This window comes from Salipaludibacillus keqinensis (assembly GCF_003226325.1).
GTDB lineage: Bacteria > Bacillota > Bacilli > Bacillales > Salisediminibacteriaceae > Salipaludibacillus > Salipaludibacillus keqinensis.
In genome coordinates this window covers 954,881-980,275 of record NZ_PDOD01000002.1, presented here as the reverse complement: position 1 = coordinate 980,275, position 25,395 = coordinate 954,881, and the positions used below count along the sequence as shown (strand labels likewise).

25 protein-coding genes and 2 riboswitches are annotated in these 25,395 nt (G+C 40.4%); of the genes, 16 read left to right on the top strand and 9 right to left on the bottom strand.

Annotated features, from left to right (window positions below; translation table 11 throughout):
* Positions 1-11 precede the first annotated feature (11 nt).
* A complete protein-coding gene (locus CR194_RS11985) occupies positions 12-1,874 on the top strand; it encodes a PTS fructose transporter subunit IIABC (RefSeq protein ID WP_110609877.1) in 1,863 nt (620 codons plus the stop codon).
* A 170-nt stretch (positions 1,875-2,044) separates the two neighbouring features.
* Here the strand turns inward: CR194_RS11985 and CR194_RS11980 are convergent, their stop codons facing one another.
* On the bottom strand, positions 2,045-2,830 hold the full coding sequence (locus CR194_RS11980; RefSeq protein WP_110609876.1) for an HAD family hydrolase: 786 nt from the start codon (positions 2,828-2,830) through the stop codon (positions 2,045-2,047).
* Positions 2,831-3,045: 215 nt separating this feature from the next.
* The gene (locus CR194_RS11975; protein ID WP_110609875.1) at positions 3,046-3,933 is read right to left on the bottom strand and encodes a YitT family protein; all 888 of its coding nucleotides are present in this window, start codon (positions 3,931-3,933) and stop codon (positions 3,046-3,048) included.
* Between the two features lie 327 nt (positions 3,934-4,260).
* Positions 4,261-4,370: riboswitch (SAM riboswitch) on the top strand.
* 217 nt (positions 4,371-4,587) lie between these two features.
* Here CR194_RS11975 and CR194_RS11970 point away from each other — a divergent pair.
* Together CR194_RS11970 and CR194_RS11965 are read left to right on the top strand one after the other, a co-directional pair.
* A complete protein-coding gene (locus CR194_RS11970) occupies positions 4,588-6,234 on the top strand; it encodes an O-acetylhomoserine aminocarboxypropyltransferase/cysteine synthase family protein (protein WP_110609874.1) in 1,647 nt (548 codons plus the stop codon).
* Positions 6,235-6,297: 63 nt separating this feature from the next.
* Positions 6,298-6,939, top strand: a complete 642-nt coding sequence (locus CR194_RS11965) for a hypothetical protein (RefSeq protein ID WP_233254330.1) — start codon at positions 6,298-6,300, stop codon at positions 6,937-6,939.
* A gap of 42 nt (positions 6,940-6,981) precedes the next feature.
* Here the strand turns inward: CR194_RS11965 and CR194_RS11960 are convergent, their stop codons facing one another.
* On the bottom strand, positions 6,982-7,767 hold the full coding sequence (locus tag CR194_RS11960; RefSeq protein WP_110609872.1) for a hypothetical protein: 786 nt from the start codon (positions 7,765-7,767) through the stop codon (positions 6,982-6,984).
* Between the two features lie 399 nt (positions 7,768-8,166).
* Here CR194_RS11960 and CR194_RS20110 point away from each other — a divergent pair, with 399 nt between their 5' ends.
* The 4 genes from CR194_RS20110 to CR194_RS11945 all read left to right on the top strand — a co-directional run bounded on the left by CR194_RS20110 (position 8,167) and on the right by CR194_RS11945 (position 10,117).
* Positions 8,167-8,607: a hypothetical protein gene (locus CR194_RS20110; RefSeq protein WP_233254329.1), complete on the top strand. Its 441-nt coding sequence runs from the start codon at positions 8,167-8,169 to the stop codon at positions 8,605-8,607.
* Positions 8,579-9,127: a methyl-accepting chemotaxis protein gene (locus CR194_RS11955; protein WP_146035941.1), complete on the top strand. Its 549-nt coding sequence runs from the start codon at positions 8,579-8,581 to the stop codon at positions 9,125-9,127. Before CR194_RS20110 ends, CR194_RS11955 begins: the two co-directional genes overlap by 29 nt.
* Before the next feature lie 140 nt (positions 9,128-9,267).
* Positions 9,268-9,510, top strand: a complete 243-nt coding sequence (locus CR194_RS11950) for a YuzF family protein (protein WP_110609871.1) — start codon at positions 9,268-9,270, stop codon at positions 9,508-9,510.
* A gap of 169 nt (positions 9,511-9,679) precedes the next feature.
* Positions 9,680-10,117: a universal stress protein gene (locus CR194_RS11945; protein ID WP_110609870.1), complete on the top strand. Its 438-nt coding sequence runs from the start codon at positions 9,680-9,682 to the stop codon at positions 10,115-10,117.
* Positions 10,118-10,122: 5 nt separating this feature from the next.
* Here CR194_RS11945 and CR194_RS11940 read toward each other — a convergent pair whose 3' ends face one another.
* Entirely contained in the window at positions 10,123-11,016 is an 894-nt protein-coding gene (locus tag CR194_RS11940; protein ID WP_110609869.1) for a polysaccharide deacetylase family protein, read from the bottom strand.
* A gap of 181 nt (positions 11,017-11,197) precedes the next feature.
* On the opposite strand from CR194_RS11940, the gene CR194_RS11935 reads away from it, so the two are divergent.
* The 6 genes from CR194_RS11935 (at position 11,198) to ytkD (ending at position 16,716) form a co-directional block, all read left to right on the top strand.
* The gene (locus tag CR194_RS11935) at positions 11,198-11,992 is read left to right on the top strand and encodes a formate dehydrogenase accessory protein FdhE (protein WP_110609868.1); all 795 of its coding nucleotides are present in this window, start codon (positions 11,198-11,200) and stop codon (positions 11,990-11,992) included.
* Positions 11,993-12,017: 25 nt separating this feature from the next.
* Positions 12,018-12,626: a molybdenum cofactor guanylyltransferase gene (mobA, locus tag CR194_RS11930; protein WP_110609867.1), complete on the top strand. Its 609-nt coding sequence runs from the start codon at positions 12,018-12,020 to the stop codon at positions 12,624-12,626.
* 16 nt (positions 12,627-12,642) lie between these two features.
* Positions 12,643-13,878 (top strand): molybdopterin molybdotransferase MoeA, encoded by a 1,236-nt coding sequence (locus tag CR194_RS11925; protein ID WP_110609866.1) that lies wholly within the window; start codon positions 12,643-12,645, stop codon positions 13,876-13,878.
* A gap of 12 nt (positions 13,879-13,890) precedes the next feature.
* A complete protein-coding gene (locus CR194_RS11920) occupies positions 13,891-15,807 on the top strand; it encodes a molybdopterin biosynthesis protein (protein WP_110609865.1) in 1,917 nt (638 codons plus the stop codon).
* Positions 15,808-15,833: 26 nt separating this feature from the next.
* A complete protein-coding gene (locus tag CR194_RS11915; protein WP_110609864.1) occupies positions 15,834-16,046 on the top strand; it encodes a twin-arginine translocase TatA/TatE family subunit in 213 nt (70 codons plus the stop codon).
* Between the two features lie 166 nt (positions 16,047-16,212).
* Entirely contained in the window at positions 16,213-16,716 is a 504-nt protein-coding gene (gene ytkD / locus CR194_RS11910; protein ID WP_110609863.1) for an RNA deprotection pyrophosphohydrolase, read from the top strand.
* 14 nt (positions 16,717-16,730) lie between these two features.
* Here the strand turns inward: ytkD and CR194_RS11905 are convergent, their stop codons facing one another.
* From CR194_RS11905 to CR194_RS11895, 3 genes are read right to left on the bottom strand one after another with little or no spacing between them, the layout of a single operon-like run.
* A complete protein-coding gene (locus CR194_RS11905; RefSeq protein ID WP_110610007.1) occupies positions 16,731-17,513 on the bottom strand; it encodes an ABC transporter permease in 783 nt (260 codons plus the stop codon).
* A complete protein-coding gene (locus tag CR194_RS11900) occupies positions 17,497-18,291 on the bottom strand; it encodes an ABC transporter ATP-binding protein (protein WP_110609862.1) in 795 nt (264 codons plus the stop codon). The genes CR194_RS11905 and CR194_RS11900 overlap by 17 nt, the downstream gene beginning before the upstream one ends.
* 28 nt (positions 18,292-18,319) lie before the next feature.
* Positions 18,320-19,303: an ABC transporter substrate-binding protein gene (locus CR194_RS11895; protein ID WP_110610006.1), complete on the bottom strand. Its 984-nt coding sequence runs from the start codon at positions 19,301-19,303 to the stop codon at positions 18,320-18,322.
* Between the two features lie 119 nt (positions 19,304-19,422).
* Here CR194_RS11895 and CR194_RS11890 point away from each other — a divergent pair, with 119 nt between their 5' ends.
* A complete protein-coding gene (locus CR194_RS11890; protein ID WP_233254328.1) occupies positions 19,423-20,208 on the top strand; it encodes an alpha/beta hydrolase family protein in 786 nt (261 codons plus the stop codon).
* 31 nt (positions 20,209-20,239) lie between these two features.
* On the opposite strand, the gene pckA is transcribed toward CR194_RS11890, so the two are convergent.
* Positions 20,240-21,823, bottom strand: coding sequence for a phosphoenolpyruvate carboxykinase (ATP) (pckA, locus tag CR194_RS11885; RefSeq protein ID WP_110609861.1), 1,584 nt, complete (start codon positions 21,821-21,823; stop codon positions 20,240-20,242).
* Positions 21,824-22,276: 453 nt separating this feature from the next.
* Positions 22,277-22,400: riboswitch (SAM riboswitch) on the top strand.
* A gap of 108 nt (positions 22,401-22,508) precedes the next feature.
* Between pckA and metK the strand changes: the two genes are divergently transcribed.
* Entirely contained in the window at positions 22,509-23,771 is a 1,263-nt protein-coding gene (gene metK / locus CR194_RS11880; RefSeq protein ID WP_408640757.1) for a methionine adenosyltransferase, read from the top strand.
* Between the two features lie 54 nt (positions 23,772-23,825).
* Here the strand turns inward: metK and CR194_RS11875 are convergent, their stop codons facing one another.
* Positions 23,826-24,350, bottom strand: coding sequence for a gamma carbonic anhydrase (locus CR194_RS11875; protein WP_110609859.1), 525 nt, complete (start codon positions 24,348-24,350; stop codon positions 23,826-23,828).
* Positions 24,351-24,497: 147 nt separating this feature from the next.
* Here CR194_RS11875 and CR194_RS11870 point away from each other — a divergent pair, with 147 nt between their 5' ends.
* Positions 24,498-25,292: an alpha/beta hydrolase gene (locus CR194_RS11870; RefSeq protein ID WP_110609858.1), complete on the top strand. Its 795-nt coding sequence runs from the start codon at positions 24,498-24,500 to the stop codon at positions 25,290-25,292.
* The last annotated feature ends 103 nt before the right edge of the window (positions 25,293-25,395 follow it).

The following is a 25,395-nucleotide window of genomic DNA, read 5'->3' as shown; positions in this document are numbered from 1 at the left end:
GGGTGAGGGAAATGAAAATTACTGAATTGTTAACAAAAGAGACGATGATCTTGGATCTGGTCTCAGTGACGAAAGATGATGCCATCGATGAACTAGCAACGAAGTTGGACCGGGCTGGGAAACTTCGCAATAAAGAAAATTTCGTAAAAGAAATTCATCAGAGAGAAGAGCAAAGTTCCACAGGAATCGGGGAAGGGATTGCTATTCCTCATGCTAAGAGCTCTTCCGTACACGACCCAGCGATTGTTTTTGGAAGGTCTAAATGTGGAGTAGATTATGACTCTTTAGACGGTGAAAAAAGTCACTTGTTTTTCATGATCGCAGCAAGCGAGGGAGCTAATGATATTCACCTCCAAACCCTCTCGAGGCTCTCTACGTTACTTATGGATGAGAGCTTCCGGGAAACGCTAATGAACGCTTCTTCTGAAGAGGAAATTTTGAAAGCGGTTGATCTAAAGGAAAAAGAAAAGTTAGACTCTACGGAAAAAGAAAACAGTGCTCAACCTCAGCGCGGCCGACCGTTCATTATAGCTGTTACAGGATGTCCGACAGGTATCGCCCATACGTATATGGCCGCAGATGGTTTAAAAGATAAAGCTAAAGAGCTCGGCTATGATATTAAAGTTGAAACGAATGGATCAGACGGTGTCCGAAACAAATTAACGGCCGATGATATTCGTAAAGCGGATGCTGTAATAATTGCAGCAGACACAGATGTTGAAAAAGGAAGGTTTTCAGGTAAGAAAATGATTACTGCACCTGTTACAGCGGGGATTCGACGCCCAGCAGAACTGCTTGAAAAAGCGGCCAGTGGAAATGCGTCCATTTATCAAGGTGGGGAATCTTCTGGAGGGTCTGATGAAGAAAAAGATAAACGACCTGCTTTTTACCGGCATTTAATGAACGGGGTATCCAATATGCTTCCCTTCGTTGTCGGTGGGGGAATTTTAATCGCACTATCCTTTTTCTTTGAAGATCCAGTTGAAGGAGAAATTACGGCCTTTGGCGAGATTTTAGCAACGATCGGTGGAGGGAATGCCTTCTTCTTAATGGTTCCAGTGTTAGCTGGGTTTATAGCTATGAGTATTGCCGATAGACCAGGGTTAGCAGCAGGTATGGTAGGTGGCCTGATGGCCGCAAACGGAGACGCAGGGTTTTTAGGTGGAATCATTGCTGGTTTCTTAGCAGGGTATCTAGTTCTAGGATTAAGAAGAGTATTTGCTTTCGTTCCTACAGCTCTTGACGGCATTCGTACAATTCTTTTATTACCTTTATTTGGTATATTCTTGACTGGTTTAGCGATGTATTTTCTAGTTACACCTCTAAGCGCTATTCAACTAGGATTAGTGAACTGGCTCGGTGACTTAGGTACAGGAAACATCGTTCTTCTTGGTATATTGTTAGGCGCCATGATGGCAGTTGATATGGGAGGTCCGATCAATAAGGCGGCGTTCACATTCGGTATAGCGATGATTGAGGCTGGGAACTTTGCTCCCCATGCTGCAATTATGGCAGGAGGAATGGTACCTCCATTAGGTATAGCTTTAGCAACAACCTTTTTCAAAAATAAGTTTACCACTCAAGAAAAAGATGCAGGAAAAACGAATTATGTTTTAGGAGCATCTTTCATTACAGAAGGGGCGATTCCATTTGCAGCCTCTGATCCAGGAAGGGTAATTCCTTCAATCATTGCCGGTTCTGCTGTTGCAGGTGGATTAGCCATGATGGTTGGAGCTTCCACAGAGGCTCCTCACGGGGGAATCTTTGTTATCCCATTAGTAAATAACTGGCCGATGTATATCGTTGCCATTTTAGCTGGTGCAGCAGTCACTGCATTGCTCCTTGGATTATGGAAGAAAAAAATAGTGGCGTAGTGATAAAAAAGGCATGACGTGTCATGCTAGGTAGGGTGCTACCAGCGTAGCAAGACCCAATGGATCAGGACGAAAACGTGAGAAAAACAGAGAAAACTGGATTAAAACTAATAGAGGGTGTCACCGAAAATAAGGTTATTGGGGACACCCTCTTCTATTTTAGTTATGAATTAGTCCAATTCATTGAGCAAGTCGAAAAGCTCATGGAGGTTTTGTATTTCCTTATAAGGGATGACATCGTTTTTGCTTTTACCGAACCGATTAAGCCAGATGGACTTAATCCCTGTTCGATTCGCACCTAAGATATCAGTCATTAAATTGTCGCCCACCATAAGAACTTCTTCTTTTTTTACACTCATTTTTTCCAAGGCATAATGAAAAATGGCTTCGTCTGGTTTTCCACGATCGTGATCCCCTGAAATAATGATTTCATCAAAAAAAGGAGATAACTCCGGTGTGATGGTTAATTTTATATTTTGAAGTTCAGGCGAACCGTTAGTTAACATTAATAACGAATAGTTTTGTTTCAGCTTTTCTAATACCGGCAAAGCGTCTTCAAAAAGAAAAGGTGCTTTCTTCCTTTCAGCAGGGAATCGTTCAGCCAGTTCAGAACCGAACTTAGGATCATCTATGCCTAATTTTTTTAAACCACCTGTCCAAGCATCTTTTCGGTACGCTGGCACAATTTGTTTCATTTTATTGAATTGCTCACCTTTGTCACCAAAATCTCCCCATAAACCTTCAAACGGGTTGATGCCAATAACTTTAGTGAATTCATGCGTATCGTAACTTGCGTAAAGATCCCGTGCTTCTGAGCGGACGGCCTCTTCCAATTGTTCTGGTTGAAAATCGTACTTTGATGCAGCATAGCTACAAGTGGATTCAAACGCTTTTTTTACGCTCTTTTCATCCCAAAGCAGCGTATCATCTAAATCGAAAAAAATGGCTTTAATCATTTTGTCCTCCTCTGATCTTCTCGAAAATCGTATTTAAAGATTAGCCTATAGAAAAACAAGCCATCTGTAAACCTGCATTTTAGAGAATTTATTTGAAATAGTGAAAATAATATAAAGAGATCTATATAGAAAATCTTCCACAACAAACAAAAGAACCTTGAATGAGGTCAAGGTTCTTTGCATCGTGAAACATATTTTGCTGTTACTTCGAATGATTACGTGGTTGGTTTGAGTGGTCGTTTCTGATTATCAAATGTAAATCCTTCACCTGATACTTCTTTTACATCATTTACAGAGAAAAAGGCATAAGGATCTACTTCTTCAATCACTTTCTTTAATTGAATGAGTTCGTTGCGATTGACCACGCAATATAAAACGCTTCGTTCGTCGGCAGTGAAACTTCCTTTACCAGTTAATACCGTGGATCCTCGGCTCATTTTTTCAATTATCGCTTTCGATAGCTCATCTGTTTTGGATGAGATAATCATGGTTGATTTAGCTGCACTAGCTCCTTCAATGATGAAATCAATCACTCTTCCCGCAACAAAAACGGTAACAAGAGTATACATGGCATTTGTCATGGATAAATGAATTAACGAAATCGTAATGACCACTGCATCAAATGAGAACATAAATCTTCCGATGCTCATACCGAAATATTTGTTTGCTAATCGAGCAAGAATATCGGCACCACCAGTTGTGCCCCCAGCACGAAAGATCATTCCTAGACCTGTTCCAACAAAAACCCCGGCAAAAATCGATACGAGAATCATATCATCTTGCAACGGAAGCTCGGTTACAGGATAAAGTTCAAATATACGCAAGGAGGCAGAAAGGCAAATGGTCCCAATTAAACTGTACATAAGCATGAGGCGCCCGAATAATTTATAGCCAATTAAAAACAGCGGGATATTCAATAAAAGGTTGGACAGGGATGGCTCGATTGTAAATAAGTAATACAGCAGTAATGTGATCCCTGTAAATCCTCCGTGGGCCAATCCATTTTGTAAATTAAAGTGAATGATACCAAAACCGAATATAAGTGTTCCAATAATTATAATGAGTATAGGCTTTAAACGAATGCCTTCAAATAGCTGATTCATAGCCCCACAACCTCCTTTATGTTCTTAAGTCAGAGGAAGTATAACACAGCTTCAATCCCTACCCAACAGCGAAAAGGGAAGATGAGGTGAAGTTTATATTTTCAGAAATTCGCAATCGTTTTCAAACGAATTCAGTCTTTGTTTAGGACGTCGGTAAACAAGGAGAGCTTAAACGAGTTCACTAAACTTCTTAACAAGCCATCTTCTAATCAATGAACGCCAACAAACATATTGACGAGTTGTTATTAAAGTGTTAATATTCAAATAATTATCGACTGAGCTTTAAGCTAGTTGATGCTAACTACAACCTCACCCTTGATTTTTATTCTCTTATCTAGAGTGGCGGAGGGACTGGCCCGATGAAGCCCGGCAACCAGCTATGACTAGCATAGCAAGGTGCCAATTCCTGCAAAGCACCATGCTTTGATAGATGAGAGAGGTGTTTTTTTATGAATGTTCATAAGAAATCAGCTCTCTGTTTTTTTACAGAGGGCTTTTTTATTTATCAGCTCTGTTAATCATTTTTGTTCTAGATATGACTACGTGTAAAGATCAGACTGTTTACTCAATGTTTACTCCCTTCTTTTTCGGTCTAACGGTTCGTCAAATCTGAATATGAATTTTAACAGATAAATTTTTAAGGAGGCTGTAAAAATGGCGAAAAATGTGAATCATTATGGAACGACAACGCAACTACTTCATGCTGGACAAGTCCCTGATCCAACTACGGGATCGAGAGGAGTACCTATTTATCAAACGACTTCTTATGTGTTTGATGATGCGGATCATGCAGAGAGGTTGTTTTCGTTGCAAGAACCTGGAAATATTTACAGTAGAATCATGAATCCAACGGTAGATGTATTTGAAAAGCGGATGGCGGTCTTGGAGGATGGAGTTGGTGCTTTAGCAACGTCTTCTGGAATGGCAGCGATCACGATGACAATTTTGAATATTGCACACGCTGGAGATGAGGTTGTTGCTGCATCAAACTTATATGGTGGCACATACAACCTATTTGCAGTGACCCTCCCTAAGTACGGTATCCATGTTCATTTCGTTGATGTGACAAAGCCAGAAGCAGTGAGGCAGGCGATTACTCCGAAAACAAAAGCCGTATTCGCAGAAACGATTGGAAATCCGAGCCTTCATGTCCTGGACTTTGAGGCGATCTCTGACGTGGCACATGAGGCCAATATTCCACTTATTATTGATAACACATTCGGTTCACCGGCAAACTGCAAGCCACTTCAACATGGAGCCGATATTGTCATTCATTCAGCCACAAAATGGATCGGTGGCCATGGGACAACCATTGGTGGGGTCGTGGTAGATGGAGGAAGATTTACATGGAATGAAGAGAAGTTCCCTGGTTTTCATGAGCCTGATGATAGTTATGGAGGTCTTGTTTACGCACGTGATTTAGGAGACCTGGCCTTTATATTAAAACTTCGGGTTCAGCTCATGCGGGATTTAGGGGCAAGTTTAAGTCCGTTTAATGCCTTTCAGCTATTGCAAGGGCTTGAAACGCTGTCCCTACGAATGAAAAAGCACCAAGAAAATGCATTAGAATTAGCTAAAAAACTAGAGGCTCACCCTGCAGTGAAATGGGTAAAGTATCCTGGCTTAGAAGAACACTTTGCCCATAAACTTGCCAAGAAATATTTAAAGAATGGTTTCGGGGCAGTAGTCAATTTCGGAATTGAAGGTGGTTTGGAAGCGGGAAGAGATCTAATTAGTCATGTGAAGCTCTGGTCGCACGTGGCAAATGTTGGAGACGCAAAGAGTTTAATCATCCATCCAGCAAGCACGACTCACTTGCAACTGTCGAAAGAAGACTTGGTAACCACAGGCGTAACGGAAGACCTAGTCAGACTATCCGTTGGTCTAGAAGATATTGAAGACATTTATGATGACCTTGATCAAGCTCTTGCTTTGGCTACCGGCAAAAAGGAAGAGAAGCCTCAATATGTAAAACAGGAGATTCTAAATAAAGCGAAACGTTCAGCAATTGAACATACAGCTGAAGGACCGAGAAGGAAAGTCATCGTTACAGTTGATGATGTCTTTACGGATGAATCACTGAACAGCTGGAAGCGCCTTGGTTACCGTATCGTAGCTTCTTCAGAGTTAGTGGATTCAACTGTTATCGTGGACTACTTGTATGTTTCATCCCAACATCACGTAGATCGTCTCTCGGAAGTCGCTTCTAGATTAAAACCATTAGCCGTATTAACCAATGATCATGAGCTAGAAAGCTCATTGAGTGAAATGTTGAAAGGGTATGAAGTGATTACAGTATAACGAGGGATGGTTTCAACTCCCTGTCTTCTCTTGTATAATGATGTCAAAGAGGACGGGATGAATATGTTAAAGAAAATGTTTATTAGTATGATGACGATGACGATTCTTATTATAAGTGGGTTCATGTTTCTATTTCAGGGATCTGTCGACGGAACTTTAGGAATGCCAGATTCCCCAATTGGAGAGAAGATGGAAAAATCTTTTGAAGATGAAAGTTATGTTTATTATTTAAATGATGAGCAAATCTTAAGTGCTATTGAAAAAGGAGTAACGTCCACTGAGTTGATTGATGACTTCTTGCTAGATAAATCTGAAGTAACAGAACTACAAGAAACAGATGTAGCTTTTGCTTACGTAGAAACACCTTATTTAACTGTCTTAAAAGAATCACGTAACATTTTCGATCGCTACGGCAGAAGACCCGTTCCTCAAGAATTAAAACCGGAGTTAATGGATCAATTTCTCCCTGTTCACATACGTTTCTATGAAAATAAAGGGTACGTTTATAATGTGAAGGTTTTACAAGAGGATCATGAAGTGGAGTATTTCAGAAGAGAAACTCGTGGCTCCGGTTCAATGAAAACTCTGTATGTAAAGGTAGATGATTTAGATTTTTCTGAGCGGGCAATAGTCCAAGTAGAAGATAAGATAGATCCATCCATTAATCATTCATTCTATTTAGATTTTCAAATCTACAAACCATAAAGAAACTCGTCCTATAGAATATAGGACGAGTTTTTTACTTGATTATTCGCTTTCGAACATTTCTGGGTGTTTTTCAATTAAATCGTTCAAGATTTCTTGTTCAAAAGAGCGGAAATGTTGATAATCTTCATCTTCAGTGGAATCTTCAGATGTATCCGACGCTACCTGTTGCTTCACATTTTCCCATATGTATGGTTTTAAATAGTGAATTTCCAACTGTCGAATGTAGAGGTTTTCGTTTGTGTTTTCTAGTTCGTCAAATAAAATCTTCAGAGAACGCTCTTCATTTTCTAACAAATTTTCCTCCCGTATGAATTGGAGAAAATGGTCTTCTGAGTAGGTAAATTGATATTCTTCTACCGCATGATCGTACCAACCCTTAAGCTCAATGGCAGGCCACTCGCCCTGTGATTCATTCTCGTTCGAAGCAAGATCCTCTTCTTCACTAATAGTAGATCGATAATCACTAAATAACAAGAAATGATTGTATAAAGTTTCCTCAGATAATTCAGTTGCTGATTCATTTAAATCGTGTTGTAAGATGGTTTCTTGCGCAATTTCTTGAATTTCCCTATCATCTAACTCGTTCGTTCCTTCATTAGCTTCGTTCAACCCTTCGTCGCTTTGGACGTTCAGAGAGTTTTCACTATTACTTTGTTCATCATTTTGGATCTCGTTATTAGTGTTTTCGGTTGTTTCCGTCACTCCTGAATTAGATTGAGTAGTGTTAGGGGAAGAGCCTTCACGATCCAACCAACTCATGATGAAAATAAGAATAAGTAGAATAATGGTACCTGCTATTAAAATTATGATTTTGTTCCGCTGCATGCGTTCACCTCAATATGAAAATGATAAATACGACCATCAAACTTTTTAATATGGAAAGCTTGTCTATTTTAACAATAAAGCAATAATTTTATTATACCACGAGACCTAATAAGGAAGGTACGTTAACAAATGTGAAGTGGTTTATCTCTTATGTTTCTTTTCTTAAGTCCACTTGTGGTCAGAGAAAAATAATATCTACCCTTTTTAAGTGGGGACTTTTATATCATGTTTGTCTTTTTTTCACTAATGTGAATAGAAATTACTAGGTATTTTATCATTATTTACTATGATGGATATGCACACAATATGTCGTATTTTACCTATGAAATGATTCTAAAAAACTATATATCTAAAAAAAGGGTGAATATATTGAGGAAATTAAATAGTTTATCAATTAATATGAAAATATTAGGTACATTTGCTATTATGGTGTTTTTATTAATCGCAGGTTCTGGTATCACTTATTTTCAATTAAATCAAATTGGTAATGAAATGGATTCCTATGCTGAGTTCAGTGAACGTTCTATTGTGGTAACCGATGTTGCTTCATTGGTAAGGTCTAAATACATCATGGTTTCAGATTATTATCGAACAGGAGACACGAATGACACTGCGTTTTTTGAGGAACAGTCTGATTTACTGAATACATATTTGGAAAGTTTAGACGGAAGAATGTATAGTGAGGAATCTCAACAATTATTTTCATCAGTTCAATCGCAAATCGCCTCTTTTGATGAGCACATCACACGAATTCCTGAAGATAGCGGTCCCCTTCAACAGCAACGTCTCACAGAGCTTGCGGAGTTGCGGCATGAAATCGTTCAGGATTCATGTTGCTGAACAAACAAACCTTTTAGCTTTAAATGCAGCAATTGAAGCGGCTCGAGCCGGAGAACAGGGCAAAGGATTTGCAGTGGTTGCGGATGAAGTTAGAAAGCTTGCCGAACAAACCTCAGGAGCAACTAAAGAGATTAGCGGTCTAATTGGCCAGATTCAAAGAGATGTAAAAGAATCAGTTGCTTATACAAAAAATGATCGGGAAGCAGTCACGTCCGGCATGAAATATGTGAAAGATGCGGGAAGTTCTTTCGAAGAGCTGTCAGAATCCATTCAAGAAATTTCAGCGCAAATGCAAGAAGTTACTTCAGCTATGGAGTTAGTTGATGCAGGAGCGGATACAGTCCAAACATCAGTGAAAGAAACAACGGAAATAGCAGAACAGTCTGCAGGGTATACCCAAAACGTTGCGGCCTCGGCAGAAGAACAGAACGCCTCGATGGAAGAAATCAATGCTTCTGCCAATCAGCTGGCACATATGGCTGAAGAGTTACAAGAAGTGATTCGTAAATTTAATATGTAATATCATTTTGTTCTCATAAAAAAACAGTATCTGTTCACTTATACAGGTACTGTTTTTTTTGTAATGAACCGGGCACATTTATGAAAGTATGGGCATATGATGGGATTGGTCTTAGATAAAAGAGGAGGAGGGATTTTGTTATGATGTACAATGACCAATCCAGAAATCAACAGGGAGACACAGTGCAATATGTTGCCCAATATGATCCATTTGTCGTTCAAACTCTTCAATCCATTCAGGGTTCAAAGGTGGTAGTCCAAACAACTGAAGGGAGTATTCGAGGAGAAGTAGCTGATGTGAAGCCTGATCATGTTGTGATCCAGTCTGAAGGATCATCATTTTTCATTCGAATTCAGCAAATTGTATGGGTGATGCCTACTTAATGAAAATTGACTCCCTGCTAACCGAAGAGATAAACGATATCGTTTATCTCTTCGTTATATTCTTACTCGCGCTAAACATATATAAAATTCGGAAATTATCCATTTTTAATTAAGAGAGACAGGTTATAATTGAAGAGAAGATACTTTTCACTTAGGAGGGAATAACGATATGTTAGACGAAACTTATACTCACGTTTTAGTAGCTTATGATGGGTCAACTGACGCTAAGAAAGCTCTTGTAAAAGCAATTAACATTGCTAAAAGGAATGATGCAGCACTTACAGTGGCCTACGTAGTAGATTTACGATCTCCTCATCTATTTGCAGACAAACCAGGGAAGATAACTGAACTAGCCGAAGAGCACGCTAAAGAAATGCAAAATGAAATCGAAGAGAAGTTGAAAGAAGCAAAGTTTTCAAATTATCAATTAAGAATAGAAAAAGGGAATCCAAAAACAGTGATTACATACGATCTTATAGATGAGGTATCCGCTGATATCGTTGTATGTGGATCTAATGGGATTGACTCTTACGATCATTTGGTTATCGGCAGTACCTCAGAGAATATTGTCCGTTATTCTACCGTGGATGTTCTCGTTGTAAAGTAACGGTGCTACTCTATTAAGGTTTGACCGTCGAGCCGAACGAACGTATAACCTTGACTTTCAAGCAGTGGAATGGCGTTCATCACCCCTTCAGCCGTTCCGCTGTTTGGTTGGTTCATATGTAAGAGAGGAATGGACCCTGAAGTGGATTGAAGCAATGCTTCTTCTACTTGGGAGGCAGAAAAGGTAGCTCCAGCATCTCCAAGGACGTCATAATTAACCACCGTTAAACCAAGATCCTCTACAATTTCAACAGCTACATTATCATAATGGGCTGTTCCAGATCTGAAGTATTTTGGGCTCTCTCCAGTTAGTTCTGTCATCAGATGTTGATTATCCATGACTTCCTCAACGACGTCTTCCGCAGAAAAGGTGCCTTGAATTCCCCAAGCGGTATTTCCAGTGACTGATAAAGGCAAGTGTTCCGTCCCATGATTTTGCACAGAAAACAGTGGGTCTTCAGCTAAATCAACAAAAATTTCCTGATTACTCTCAATCCATCTAGCGTTAAAAAATAATGTAGCGGGAATTTGTTCAGAGCGTAAAAAATGAATTAATTCCTCGTCATAATCATCTCCGTAAGGTCCCCCACATGCATCAAATGTTAAAGCAATCACTTTATCATCAGTATCCATACGGTTTTTAACTCCTGAAACGGCCTCTCCCCATTCGGATTGTTCCAATGACGTATTTTTCCATTTTTCAATCACTTGCTTCTCTTTGGTCTCGATCGATGGAGAGTCCAAAACGAGTGCAAAGTCAGAAATAACTGTTTTGTTTTTTTCTAACGTTGTTTTTTGGATGGTGAATGACTCAGAATTATTAGCGGATTCTATGATAAGGTAACTAGCACCTGTCATGATAAGCAAAACGATTATAATGTAAAATCGATAAGGCTTCATTTAGTTCTCCTCGTTTATATATTAGACTAACTGTGAGTATTATAGTTCGATTTTGCTACCGTATGAACTTATTGTATCAATTTTCCATGCAGATACAACTATGATCGTTGGTCTCTTGTAGACACCCTTTCCTTTTGAAAGATATAATGAAGAAAGAAACTAGTCAGGATGGAGGGATTTGATGAATCCGAATGTCGTGTCTGAAGAGTATGTTGCCTTGCAAAAAGCAATCATAGATAAACAACAACAGCTAAGGAACTATTTAGCTAACAGTGTGAACAGCGGAGTTCAAGAACAAGAATTCAATTATGAAATACCTGTATTTGCTCAACTTAAACAATCACCTGTCCCACCCGATTTATATAGAGAATCCATTGTGGAAATTGAAAGCGTTCTATCTGAACATCAACCACCATTGAAAGAGGAATTATCTCGTCTGATCTCGAATTTAACAGAGGAGGACATCGTAAAATGGATTAAAGAATCAATTACATTTAATACCGGTTATTTTCAAACGTTTGCGGAGAAAAGAGAGTTATCTCCTTGGCTTCCTCACTTTTTAGCGGAGCAAGCGTTGCGACCTTTCATGCAGTTGCTCGCTTTCCAGTGCAAGGGCTTTATTAATGAATTCGACGTGATGGGCACATGCCCTTGTTGTGGCGAGCCTCATCGTCTTGCAAAAATTGATCTGAAAGGTGAGAAATGTTTATTCTGTCCTCGATGTGAAACAGAGATGAAGCAAAAACGTCTGGCATGTGTCCATTGTGGTGATGATCGGCCCGAGCATTTGTTTTATTTAAATATTAAAGAGGATGACGTCTCAAGAATCGAAGTGTGCGAAACGTGTAACAATTATTTGAAACTTGTAGAAACGTCGAAAATCTTAGAGAACAAGGCGGCGGCAATGTTGGATTTGGAAACGATCCATTTGGATTTCGTAGCCCAAGAAGAAGGTTATGGAGATGAAATGAAGTAACATGGTTTAAAGGAGTTCATCGCTTATGGAATTAACAGGTATTTTACTTGCAGGGGGAAAATCAAGTCGCATGGGGGTTAACAAGGCTCTTCTTATGATAGAAGGTCAAACCAACATTGAGAGGATGAAACAGAAATTAGAGACTGTCACCAATAAATTAGTCCTTGTAACGAATGAACCAGAAGTCTTTCGGTTTCTTCAGGTTCCAATGATAAAGGATAAAAAAACAGATCAAGGTCCGCTTGCAGGGATTGAAGCGGGCTTATCAGTAGTGAACAATGCATGGAACCTTGTTGTGGCTTGTGACCTTCCCTTTTTCGATCTTAGAGTGATAGATATTCTAGTGAATAAAACGAAAACATCTCCAAAGGCTCAAGCCATCATTCCGATTATTTATGGGCGAGAGAACCCTTTATATGCACTGTATCATCAGAAAGCTCTGCCTGTTGTGGAAAATCAACTGCGTCAAGGAAAGCGGCGAATCCGAGATGTTCTTGCCAACCTTCACGTCGAGAATCTTACAGAAAAAGATTTAATGGAGGCGGGCATGACAATGGATGAAATTGAACTTGCTTTTTTCAATATGAACCGGCCAGAAGATTATAATTGGGTGGTTTCCCGTAATAGCTTATAAGAGTGGAGGACAGTCTATGGACTTTTTTCGTGTGCAATCAGTCAAGAGAATGAGAGAGTTGATTGATCAACAAGTTAGAAGAACGGAAAAGACAGAAGAAGTTCGTTTATCAGAGGCTCTCGGTAGAGTATTGGCAGAAGATATAAAAGTAACAGAAGATGTTCCTTCTTTTACTCGGTCTACCGTAGATGGATATGCGGTTATATCAAAGGATACATATGGTGCAAGCGAAGCAATGCCAGGATTCCTGCAGGTTATAGGTGAAGTGGAGATGGGAGAAGTAGCAACCAAAGTTATTCATTCAGGACAAGCTGTTTACGTCCCAACTGGAGGGATGCTTCCTGAGGGAAGTGATGCAGTCGTAATGATTGAAGACTGTGAACAAGTCCAAGATCTATTGAATGTAACCAGGGCTGTTGCTAAACACGAGAATGTCATTCGAAGGGGCGAAGATGCTAGTTCAGGAGATGTATTATTATATAAAGGAAAAACACTCCGACCACAAGAACTAGGAGCCCTGGCATCATTAGGAATCGACTCAATCTCTGTCGTGAGAAAAGTCGTCATTGGCTACCTTTCATCTGGTGATGAAATCGTTCCTTATGATACAAAGGAACTGGCTCTCGGAAAGATTCGCGATGTGAACGGGGTGACGATCCCAGCTCTCGCAAAGCAATGGGGTGTAGACGTGAAAGTAAGTCACATCGCATCGGACCAGTTTAATGATTTTTATCAAAAAGCAGAGAGACTCTTTCAAGAATGTGACGCTTTATTTATTTCTGGAGGAAGTTCAGTAGGCGCTAAAGATTATACAACTGAGGTGATCGAATCTCTAGGCGACAATGACCCTGGTATTGTCGTTCACGGGGTGGCGGTCAAGCCGGGGAAACCAACCATTTTTTCCGTGTCATCTCGTAAGCCTGTCATTGGCCTTCCGGGACATCCAGCTTCTGCAATGATTATATTTCAGCTTTTTGGTAAACAAATTATTTCACGCCTTGGAGGAGAGGAAAAGTATAAGCCAGTCACGACCAAGGCCGTTCTGTCACAAAATATCCCTTCCTCTCCAGGGCGGACAGACTATATTCGTGTTACTCTTGAAGAAGGAACTCCCTTTCTTAAAGCAACCCCAGCCTTAGGAAAATCAGGGCTGATGAAAACCTTGGTGAAAAGTGATGGCCTTCTTGAAATTGAAGAAAAGAAAGAAGGGATCAAGCAAGGCGATATTGTCACTATTCATTATTTTCTGTAGGGAGGGAATTCTGTGAAAACAAAGCGAGAACGAACGATTTATTTAGAAGACACACCTCGAGAAGAAGCTTTAGAACAATGTTTTCGTATGGTCAATTTCCATGATACAACAGAGATTGTAACTACAGAGAAATCCGTCGGAAGAATTACGGCAGAACCCATATACGCTCATTCTTCCAATCCTCACTTTCATGCTTCAGCTATGGACGGCATTGCTGTTAGGTCAAGAGATACAGAAGAAGCGCATGAAACGAATCCGCTTCGGTTAACTGAACATGACGATTTTGTTTACGTGGATACAGGGAACTTAATCCCCCATGGATTCGATGCAGTGATTATGATCGAAGACGTGAACGAAGTGAAAACAGGCGTACTAGAAATTATAGCCCCAGCCTTACCTTGGCAGCGAATTCGACCAATTGGTGAAGATATTACTTCTGGTGAAATGTTGCTTGCGCAAGGGCACAAAATTCGTCCGATTGATGCAGGAGCACTGCTTGCTTCAACTGTGAAGAATGTGAAAGTAAAGCGCAAGCCGAAAGTTCACATTTATCCTTCGGGAAGTGAACTGGTGCCACCTAATCAACCTTTGCAGCCAGGTAAGCTTATCGAATTCAATGGAACGATTTTTTCTGAACTGGTGAAAGAATGGGGAGGAGAACCTGATCTGAAACCGATCGTAAAAGATGACCCTGAAAAGATTCGTGAAGCATTAGAAACAGGTGTTGCGGAGGCGGATGTCGTTATTATTAACGCAGGCTCTTCAGCAGGATCGAAAGACTATACTGCTCATATTATTCAAGAGCTTGGGGAAGTTATTACTCATGGCATTGCCACCCGTCCAGGGAAGCCTGTTATCATTGGGAAAATAAATGAAACGATTGTGATCGGTGTCCCCGGTTATCCTGTCTCTGCTTATTTTGTGATGGACTGGTTCGTCAAACCGATCATTCATCGATTCTTAAATATCCCACTGCCGCAAAAAGATACATTGACAGTACATGCCGGGAGAAGAATCGTTTCTTCTATGGGATCTGAAGACTTTATCAGGGTTCATATTGGCTATGTGGATGGGAAATACATAGCTAATCCTTTGACCCGCTCAGCAAGTGTGACGATGTCTCTTGTAAAGTCAGATGGCGTCATTACCATTCCCGCAGGTCAACTAGGGATTGAACAAGGGGAAAAAGTAGAGGCAGAGTTAATGAAACCACGTTCTGAAATTCAAGCGTCTATCTTGTTTTCAGGAAGCCATGATTTATCTATTGATGTCCTTTCATCTGAAATGAAAAAAACAGATTTATTATCGAAAGTGACAGCAAGTCACACAGGGAGTATGGCCGGGCTGTTGGCGATAAAACGACAGGAAACCCACGTGGCAGGTATTCATTTGCTAGATCCTGAGACGAATCAGTACAATTTATCGTACATCAAGAAATTCTTGCTAGGAATGGACCTTGTCCTCCTCCCCTTTTTAAAAAGACAACAAGGAATGATTGTACCAAGAGGTAATCCCCTAGGTCTCAAAGTCATCACTGATATCGCTCATACACAAGCTCACTATGTAAACAGACAAAAAGGAGCAGGGACACGGATTTTATTTGATCATTTACTGAAACAGAACGGAATTCTCCCCCAAGAGATTAACGGCTATGAACGTGAAATGTTTACTCATCTTAGCGTAGCGGCAGAGGTGAAAATGGATGAAAAAGCAGTTGGAATGGGAATATACTCAGCGGCTAAAGCGATGGAATTAGATTTTGTTCCGATTGAAGAGGAATCATATGATTTATTAATGACAAAAGATTTTTTCATGGGAACACAAGGACAATTATTACTAGACACATTGAAGAGCGAGGAATTTAAACGGAATGTGGAGCAATTAGGGGGATATAAAGTAGATGAAACAGTTACCCCTTTGTACGTATAATAAAAAAATTGAAAGGTGGAAATAACATGTTATCAAATATAGGTATTCCAGGATTAGTATTAATTCTTGCATTGGCGTTGGTTATATTTGGGCCGAAGAAGCTTCCGGAAATCGGACGGGCGGCAGGACAAACATTAAGAGAGTTTAAAAAGTCGACGAGAGAACTTACTAGCGATGTCGCCGACCCAGTAAACGACGTGAAAAAAGAAGCACAGAAATTCAAAGAGGATCTGAAATAGTTTTTTCTAAAGGAGACCGGCGTTTTATACGCCGGTTTCTATTTGTAGACCACGCAACTTCTACATTTTTTCATAAATTAGACAAACAGGTTCATTTTCATTTAAAATAATATTGAGAGCCTGTACAAGTTTTATGATGTACGAACTGTTTGGAGGTTATGGAGAAATGATAAAGGAACATTCATTTCAAGACTATTATCATAATGAAGTAAGCTTCTCAGCTGATGATCACCCTTATTCAGACGCTCCAAAGCACGTTTGGGTTGTTGCGTGGTATAAAGGAAGTTGGCTTTTAACGATTCATCCTTCTAGAGGCATCGAATTTCCTGGAGGAAAAGTGGAAGCGGATGAGAATGCAGAAGACGCTGCAATAAGGGAAGTGTTCGAAGAAACAGGAGGAGTCGTTCAGAAACTCTTTTACATCGGCCAATATCGGGTTAAAGGAAAAAGTGAAATCGTTATAAAAAACGTTTATTTCGCAATTATTGAGGAAATGATTTCAAAAAAGAACTATCTTGAAACGAAAGGACCTAAATTAATGAGCGAACTACCTAAGGATGTTCGTACGAACCAGCGATATAGTTTCATTATGAAAGACAATGTTCTTCCTTTAAGTATGGAAGAAATACACCGAAAGTATTTTCGTGAAAACGAATTGATAAACATGTAAAAAAGCTCGTTCTGTCATGATTGATGACGAATGAGCTTTTTTTCTATTAGTTCCACAGCCTGATACATGCCTGTGGCGAGAATGGCAATAATGACAAGTGCAAGCATAACCAGTGTGAAGTTGAAAACTTGAAAGCCGTATATGATCATATATCCTAAGCCTTGCTTTGATACGAGAAATTCCCCTACAATGACTCCTACCCATGCAAGGCCTACGTTTACTTTCAAAGTGGAAATCAATGTAGGGTAAGAGGCGGGAAAGATCACTTTAAAAAAGGTTTGCCTTTTGGATGCCCCGAAGCTTTTAATTACCTTCAAATAATTCTCATCTACTTCTTTATAAGCATGGTAAATGACCATCGTCGTAATGATCAGTGAGATAAGAACCCCCATAGCAATAATAGACGTGAACCCAGGACCGAGCCCAACAATAAGAATGGGGCCGAGAGCCACTTTTGGCATGGAATTTAAAATCACTAAATAAGGATCGAGGACTCTCGATAAAAAGGGGGACCACCAAAGCATAGCGGCGAGACATGTGCCAAGAAACGTACCGAGTAAAAAACCGAGGACGGTTTCAAACAAAGTTACGGATGTATGAGTAACCAAACTTCCGTCCATCATTCGAAGCAAAAACAAATCCCAAATTCGCGATGGGGAACTGAATAATAACGGGTCAATCCAACGGGCTGAGGCAGCCAGTTCCCATCCAGAGAAGAAAACGAGTAGAATAGAAAGTTGGGTGATTCGAATGAGTCTTGTACGCTTTTTCGTACGTTTTTTATACTGTATTTGCATCTCCTTGCGATTCACTTTCAAGGGACTCCATCTCCTTCCATATCTTTTGAAATAATGGATTGAACTGAAGATCTCCCCGAACCGCAAACGGAAGAGTCACCGTCAAATCGTCAGGAAGTATAAACTCTTGTTTAATTCTTCCTGGTCGACCTGTGAGTAAAATAATTCGGTCACTCATGGCGATAGCTTCACCGATATCATGAGTTACAAGGATCGCCGTTTTTTTGTGTTTTCGTATCGTTGTAAAAACAAGATCTTCCAGTTTTAATTTTGTTTGGTAATCTAAAGCTGAAAAAGGTTCATCCAATAACAGTAATTTTGGATCTGTTGAGAGCATTCGTACTAAAGCAACCCGTTGTCTCATTCCCCCAGATAATTGAGCGGGGTAGTGGTCTTTTTTATCTGACAAACCGAGCGTTTCAAGTAACTGAAATGCTAGATTCATTTCTTCTTGCTTGGTTTTTCCTAATGTTTTTAATCCTAAAGTAATATTATCTTTAATGGTCAGCCACGGAAATAAGTAATCTTGTTGAAGCATGTAACCTGTTTCAGGAGTGGGCTTCTGGATGACTTTACCGTCTAATAATATTTGACCGCTTGTAGGAAGAAGAAGACCTGAAATAAGAGAAAGGAGAGTGGATTTCCCGCAACCACTTGGGCCAATAATGGAAATGAACTCACCTTCTTCAATGGTTAAATCGATCTCTTCAACTGCTGTAGTGAAAGAATCATAAGCGAAGAATGTTTTTTCTACTTGTTTAAGCTCAAGAAAAGCGATAAGACTCCTCTCCTTTCCTTCGTGTTACTTATTCATTTATTATTTTCTCAGCTACTTCTCGGTTAACGAGATCATCATAGTCAATATCCATTGGGAGTTCACCTGCTTCATCCATAATTGCTTGTAGATGATACCAGGCGTCTTCATTTAAGAGAGGAGAAGTGGCATAAGAACCTTGATCTCGGTAGCGGATATACACTTGTTCTATCACATCTAAAGAAGTTTCATCGAAGAAGGGTTCAATCGACTCAGCTACAGTGACCGCATCTTCCTGTTGGATCCACTGCTGAGCTCGGTAGAGAGCCCGAGTAAACTTCTCAATCGTTTCCGTATCTTTTTCTAGAAAACTTTGTTTCGCCATATACACAGTATATGGAATTTCACCAGATTGTGTGCCGAAGGAATCAACGATGTGACCAATGCCTTCTTCTTCAAATAACGTCGCTTGCGGTTCAAATAACTGAACAAAATCACCTGTGCCGGATGCAAAGGCAGATGGAATATTTCCGAAGTCGATATTTTGGATTAATTCTAGATCTTCATGGGGTTCGATCCCATTTTGTTTCAACACATATTCACCAACCATCTGTGGCATCCCGCCCTGACGTTGGCCCAGAAATGTGGTCCCTTTCAAATCTTCCCACTGAAAATCTTCAACCGGCTCACGAGAGACGAGAAATGTACCGTCCGTTTGGGTGAGTTGAGCAAAATTAATCGCTGGATCATTCGCTCCTTGTGCGAAGACATACATGGAAGTCTCAGCTCCGACTAAGGCTATGTCGGCCCCATCAGAGAGGAGGGTCGTCATCGTTGTATCTCCGCCCCATGTGGTTGTTAATTCAACATCCAATCCTTCTTCCTCAAAAAAACCTTCAGAAATCGCTACATATTGCGGGGCATAAAAAATAGACCTTGTCACTTCAGCTAAGCTCACTTCGGTTAACTCTTTTTCCTGATTACAACCAGTTAATAGAAATACAGCTGAACACATTGTAAATAGCCATATTTTCATGAATCTCATGGTCTGTTCCTCCTCTTAAAATGGGTGTTTGCTCATATCGTTGTGATAAAGTATGTTTATAGATGGAGATGTGTGCTGTTGAACGCGCCCATTCATTTCAGGAGGTTTTTATGCGATATATGATTTCAAAGGAACCGATCATTTCTCCTTCCGATCGCTTCTATCTATTTTTAGTGACGTACTGGTCTGAAGAATATAAAGTAAAAGGATATTTAATTGAACCGAAAGAAAAAGGCAATTATGAGGGAATGGTGTATTTACGCGGAGGAATCAAAAATGTAGGGATGGTAAGAATCCCAAGAATTATGCAATATGCCTCTGAAGGGTTTGTTGTATTTGCTCCGTTTTATAGAGGCAATAAAGGAGGAGAAGGTCGCGAAGATTTTGGTGGAGACGATCGGAAAGACGCCTTTGCTGCCTTTGAAATGCTAAGCACCCACCCTATGGTAAGAGAGGGACGAGTTCATGTAGTTGGTTTTTCCAGAGGTGGGATTATGGCAGGTTTAACGGCAGCGGAGTATCAGCCTGCTTCGCTGATAACTTGGGGCGGGGTATCCAATTGTCACCTTATGTACGAAGAGCGACCCGATCTGCGAAAAATGTTGCGTCGTACCTTTTCAGGAGATCCATCTCAATCAGATTCGATTTATAAAATGAGATCGCCTGTTTCGATGGCAGATGACATCAACTGTCCTGTGCTTATTATTCACGGCGAATTCGATCAGCACGTGGGTGTGGAACATGCACACCAATTACATGATCAACTTATAGAAAAAAAGAAAAAATCGGAGAAATGGATCATTCCTAATCGAGGTCACCTTCTCTCAGTCAGAGAACAGTTGACCTATACGAGAAAAGCGTGCGATTGGATGAAACAAGCTCGTAAAAACGAATAACTCCCCAGGCCCTCACCTGGGGAGTGTGTGTTCATATCGTTGGACCGCCTTCAGCGATAGGCTTTGGCATATCAGAAAACTTCCTGAAATTTTCTTTGAATTTCATCGCCAGCTCCATAGCTTTCTGATCATAAGCATCTGCGTCTTGCCACGTTTCTTTAGGTTGCAATACTTCATCAGGGACGCCAGGGCAATGGAGAGGAATCTGCAGTCCGAAAATGGGATCAACGATGGTCTCGGCGGCATTTAAATCTCCTTGTAATGCTGCACGAATCATTGCCCGTGTATAAGATAGCTTCATACGTTGTCCTACCCCGTAAGGTCCTCCTGACCATCCAGTGTTCACCAAGTAGACATCGGTATTGTGCTCGAGCATCTTATCCCCTAACATCTCTGCATATCTTGCAGCCGGTAGCGGAAGGAAAGGAGCACCAAAGCAAGTAGAAAACGTTGCTTGGGGGGATGTAATCCCTCTTTCCGTGCCTGCTAATTTACTCGTATAGCCTGATAAGAAATGATACATCGCCTGCTCCGGTGATAATTTACTAATTGGAGGGAGGACTCCGAAGGCATCAGCTGTAAGAAATACGATTGTATTTGGATGACCCGCTATGCTAGGTTCTATTGAAGATGGGATCGATTCAAGAGGGTAGGCAACCCGAGTATTCTCAGTGTAGTCATTTGCCTCATAGTCAGGCTCCCTCGTAATCTCATCCAATACGACATTCTCTAAAACAGAGCCAAAGCGAATCGCTCGATAGATTTCGGGTTCTTTCTCTTCAGACAGTTGAATACACTTCGCGTAGCAACCACCTTCAATATTAAACACACCATTTGGTGACCAAGCATGTTCATCATCTCCTATAAGGGAGCGATACGGATCGGCGGAGAGTGTAGTTTTTCCTGTGCCGGACAAACCGAAGAACAAGGCAACATCCCCTTCGTGTCCTACATTCGCTGAGCAATGCATTGAAAGTACATTTTTTTCTGGAAGTAAATAATTCATAATCGAAAAAATAGATTTTTTCATTTCACCAGCATATTCTGTGCCACCTATGAGAACTGTTTTTTTCTCAAAGGACACAATGATAAATGCTTCAGAATTTGTCCCATCGATTTCAGGATTAGCTTTGAATCCAGGAGCAGAAACAATGGTGAACTCTGGAAGTAAACTTGTTAATTCGGTCTCAGTAGGTCGAATGAATAGTTGACGGACAAACAAGTTATGCCAAGCGAATTCATTCACAATTCGAATGGGAAGCCGGTAGTTCTTATCAGCCCCAGCGAATCCGTGTCTAACAAATATTTCATCTCTTTCGGATAAATAGTGTAACACTTTTTCATATAAGTGCTCGAAAACTTCTGAAGAGATCGTCTTATTTACGGTTCCCCAATGGATTTTATCTTTCGTTGACACTTCGTCGACAATGTACTTATCTTTTGGAGAGCGTCCAGTATACTTTCCCGTCGTTGCGCGGAAGGATCCAGTTGAGGTTAACACTCCCTCGCCTCTTTGCAACCCCTTTTCAATAAGTCGAGGAACGGATAAATCTTTGTGAACTCGGTCACCTTGTAACAATCGACCTAACGCGGCTTCGAAATGAACCATACTCATAATTATCATTCCTTCCCTAATATCATTAAGCACTAGCGTTTTGTATGTGATGAGCGACGTGATCTAGTAAAATGAATGATTTACACCGTTATGATAGCGCTTTAATTTATTGGATTTGTAAAATAGTATAACACATTAGATGTAATAGTACATACTTTAAAAATGAGAATAACTGAAAAAATTTTTAGTCAAATGAAAGAGTAAAAGGAAGGGGTAATTACAGAGATTTTTAGTAAGACATCTGTAGCTGAGTGCAAAGTTGTGTTGTTGGAGGAAATTGAATTCTTTCTATAGTTAAATTTTAATACATTTTCCTAAATGAAGATATGATTTATCTAAAACGTCAATAGATTGCCATATACGTGAATCCTTGAGCATTTCATTTATAGTCATTCATTAAGCACATACCTTGACAGTAATTAAAAAATCATGTATTCTTCTTGCGAACGGATACTCTTATCCCGAGTAGGCGGAGGGACAGGCCCGACGAAGCCCAGCAACCATCACCACATTTAAAAAAAGGTGAACGGTGCTAACCTGCAAGGCATATCTATGTGTATGTCTTGGTCGATAAGAGGCGAAAGGCGAATGGAACGTAACCTTTTCCTCTATAGGGAGAAGGTTTTTTTATTTTTTCAGGTCGATGATTTGGACCATTCTGCTGGGAGAACGAGTACCGTCGATAATGAAGGTTATCTTATATACTAAAGATGTAATTTCCAAGGAGGTACGTATTGTGGCAGGTAGAACAAGATTATTTACGTCAGAATCAGTAACAGAGGGTCATCCCGATAAAATTTGTGACCAAATTTCTGATTCTATTTTAGATGAAATTATGAAAAATGATCCAAATGCTCGTGTAGCGTGCGAAACATCGGTTAACACGGGACTAGTTCTAGTAGCTGGAGAAATCTCAACATCAACGTATGTTGACATCCCGAAAATCGTTCGAGAAACGATTAAAGGCATTGGTTATACTCGTGCTAAATATGGCTTTGATTATGAAACTTGTGCCGTATTAACTTCTATTGATGAACAGTCCGCTGATATCGCTCAAGGTGTTGATCAAGCTCTTGAAGCAAGAGAAGGTCAAATGTCTGAAGATGAAATTGAAGCCATTGGGGCAGGAGATCAAGGGTTAATGTTCGGTTATGCTGATAACCAAACACCTGAACTTATGCCTTTACCTATCTCATTGTCTCACAAGCTTGCTAGAAAACTGGCAGAAGTGAGAAAAGATGAGTCGATTGATTATCTTCGTCCAGACGGTAAAGTTCAAGTAACTGTTGAATATGATGAAAATCAGCAACCCCTTCGTGTGGATACGATTGTTATTTCCACGCAACACCATCCTGAAATCAGCTTAGATCAGATTAAGAAGGATTTAAAAGAAAAAGTAATCAAACCTGTGGTTTCTCCGGAATTGTTAGACGCTGAAACGAAATATTTTATAAATCCAACGGGTCGGTTCGTCATTGGAGGGCCACAAGGAGATGCGGGATTAACAGGCCGTAAAATTATCGTCGATACTTATGGCGGATATGCTCGTCACGGTGGCGGTGCCTTTTCAGGCAAGGACGCGACGAAAGTAGACCGATCAGCTGCATATGCTGCTCGTTATGTTGCGAAAAACATCGTAGCGGCTGGCCTCGCTGATCGCTGTGAAGTTCAGCTTGCCTATGCGATTGGTGTAGCTCAACCTGTATCGATTGCTATTGATACGTTTGATTCTGGAAAAGTTTCTGAAGAAGTTCTCGTCCAAGTGGTGCGAAAAAACTTTGATCTTCGTCCAGCAGGCATTATTAAAATGCTTGATCTTCGACGTCCAATTTATAAGCAGACGGCTGCCTATGGTCACTTCGGTCGTACGGATATCACTCTTCCTTGGGAAGCGACGGATAAAGCGGAACTGATGAAACAAGAAGCATTACAGATTGCAGGGAAATAAACTATAGAAAGCGCGAATGGGATTTTTTCCATTCGCGCTTTTAACTATTAAACGCTACTGATCGTTGTCCACCATTGATTTGTAATACTGCCCTTTATCTACATAACTCGCCCGGATTCTTTTCATTTCCACGATATCTTCTTCCGATAAATCACGAACGACTTTTGCAGGACGTCCAAGAGCTAATGTCCGGGGAGGGATTTTCTTTCCAGGCGGTACAAGACTTCCGGCGCCAATAAATGCTTCTTCACCAATTTCTGCTCCATCTAGAATCGTAGAGCCCATTCCAATGAGGGCATTTTTTTCTACGACGCAACTATGTAGAATACATTGGTGCCCGATTGTGACGCCTTCTTTAAGCAATAATGGTAAATTGGGACTTTGATGCAAAGTGCTGTTGTCTTGGACGTTTACACCCTTTCCGATAATCGTTGGGGATACATCCCCGCGGATAACGGTATTGAACCATATGCTAGCTTGCTCATGGATCTTCACGTCTCCAGTAATTACTACACCGTCGGCTACAAATGCAGAAGAATCAATGACAGGGGTTTGACCTTTATAAGAGTAAATTTTCAATGTGTGTCACTCTCCATTCATAATCTTGAAAGTGATTATAGTGTATCAAATTAGCCTTACAAGGGGAACAATCTCTACTTCGTATGACTTGACGAATCTTCGTTGGAAGGGGAAGATAAAGAAAAAAAGCGGAAAGAGGGGAAGTTTATGTGGAAATGGGAAGTAGATAAAAAGAAAGCGAAAGGTGTTTTTGTAATTGTTCATGGCGCAGGGGAATACCACGTTCGTTACAAGTGGGTGGTAGAGAAGTTAAATCAGTTTGACTTTCATGTAATAATGGGCGATTTACCAGGACAAGGAACCACTGCAGGCCCCCGTGGACACGTTCCGACTTTCGATTTATACATAAACACCGTGTCTTCGTGGCTAGAAGAAGCTAGAAGGTATGATTTACCTGTGATCCTTCTTGGTCACAGTATGGGAGGTTTAATCACAACCCGTACATTGATGAATTTGGATGAAAGGGACTTGCCAACGATGGTGTTGTTATCTTCACCATGTTTCGGGTTATATAATAAGACGCCTGCAAGTAAAAAAGCGATCTCTTACATGTTAAATCGGATTACACCTGAACTTCGTTTTCCTTCGAACTTGGCACCTGGTTCTGGCACACGTGATCCCTCTATGAGAACAAGAGACGAGCAAGATGAATTACTCATTAAAAAAGTGAGTATTCGTTGGTACAGAGAACTTGAAAAGTCGATTCACCGTGCTCATCAAGAAATCGATACGTTTCCGGAAATTCCTCTACTTTTAATGCAAGGTGGCGATGATCGAATTGTGGACAAACACTCCGTAAAGCAATGGTTTGACCAAGTCGATCTTCAAGATAAATATTACAAAGAATGGGAAGGATTATATCATGAAGTTCTGAACGAACCAGAAAAGAGAGAGGTTCTTGCTCACATGCTTGGTTTCGTAACGATGCATCTTAACCGTTAATTGTGTGAACTGAAATGATATGTTGAATGCCGTTAATGATTTAAGAAAAATCCGTGACGCTCTATCTCAGGTAGCTGGTGGGTTCAAGTAATGTCCTTGAGAC